General features: G+C 59.1%; 1 protein-coding gene and 1 pseudogene. Both read right to left on the bottom strand.

Annotation, left to right across the window (positions count from 1 at the left end; translation table 11 throughout):
• Positions 1-380 (bottom strand): annotated as a pseudogene (locus tag A37A_RS20490) (hypothetical protein); the annotation flags it as partial.
• 171 nt (positions 381-551) lie between these two features.
• On the bottom strand, positions 552-928 hold a 377-nt coding region (locus A37A_RS21180), incomplete at its 5' end, for a hypothetical protein (protein ID WP_018290112.1).

The following is a 928-nucleotide window of genomic DNA, read 5'->3' as shown; positions in this document are numbered from 1 at the left end:
GCTCTCGGCCAAAAGCGGAGTGTAGCCAAAAGCGATCCCGCCACTGCCCCGGCAACGCCCGCAAGGCCGCTCCCAGAGCTTGGGAGGCCAGATTGGGCGCCTGCCCCTTGGGAGTGAGCAGCAGAAAACGCCGGTTTTGTATGATCAACTTGAGCCGCTCCACCCGCTATGCGGCGCTCCATCCAATCCACCGATCCCAATCGTTGAGCGCGTAGCAGGCCGGCCTTCCAAACCAGCAGCGCCACCGCCTGCCCATCTTGGGCAATAACTTGGCGCAAATAGTCGCCCACCGATCGCCCCGCTCCCAGATCGTGACGTTCCTTCCACTGCCCATCGAACCATTCGATTTCTTCGGGAGAACTGGCAATCGAAGCTCGCAACCGGCAATTTTTACCCCGCTTGTTCCTAAATGGAAAAGCTGCCTCATCGAGGCTATTGCATCGAAAAAGTCGCTTCGTGTTTAGCCATTCTTTCCCTTCCTGGCGCAGAATCACTTGCCCGTTCATAAAAAAAGACGCTGCGCAACGCCCCAGGGTCTTTTGTTTTAGAGTTCATGCGGCGGCAAGGATGGCCAGACATTGTTTAGGGGTGGAGCAGAATCGTTCGCGGAACTGCGGGAGGGATTGTTCGCCGAGGCGTTCGGAGAGGAGCGAGAGGAGGGCGTTACGGATGAGCGCCAAGTTGGCCAGCAGGTTGGGCTGGCGAGAGCGGGAACGGTCTTCGCCCATCAGGACATCGCGTCGCCAATGGTTGCGGATTTCCACCCCGCCCCAATGTCCTCGGATCCAGTTTAACCATTCTTGGGGCGAATACGGATCCGGTGGCGCGCTGGAGAGGTAGTAACGGGACTCGGTGGTGGTGAGGCCGCTCTTTTTCTTCGTTCGCTGGCTGCGCACCACGATCAGGGCGCGGGCAAAGGGGAAGTCGA

This window comes from Verrucomicrobium sp. 3C, assembly GCF_000379365.1.
Taxonomy (GTDB): Bacteria; Verrucomicrobiota; Verrucomicrobiia; order Methylacidiphilales; family Methylacidiphilaceae; genus Methylacidimicrobium.
This window is presented reverse-complemented; position numbering and strand designations above follow the sequence as displayed.